General features: G+C 34.7%; 1 pseudogene. It reads left to right on the forward strand.

The features are described 5' to 3' along the window. A pseudogene (locus tag B2Y23_RS00225) lies at positions 1-300 on the forward strand (hypothetical protein); the annotation flags it as partial.

Raw genomic sequence — 300 nt, forward strand, 5'->3', positions numbered from 1 at the left:
TCAACAACATCTCAATCAAGCTTTGAAATTGCTCTCAGATCGTCAAAGCCCTGATTATCGAAACTCAATTAAAGAATCGATTAGTGCTGTTGAATCTATTTGTAAAATACTGACCAATGATGAAAAAGCAACACTTGGAAAGGCACTAAAAATTATTGAAGATAAACATGAATTACATACAGCATTAAAAGGTAGCTTAAGTCAACTTTATGGCTATACCTCTGATGCGGATGGTATTCGCCACGCCATGCTAGAAGAATCAAATTTAAGTTATATCGATGCCAAATTTATGTTGGTTGC

This window comes from Acinetobacter sp. UBA5934 (assembly GCF_002430855.1).
Classification (GTDB): Bacteria; Pseudomonadota; Gammaproteobacteria; order Pseudomonadales; family Moraxellaceae; genus Acinetobacter.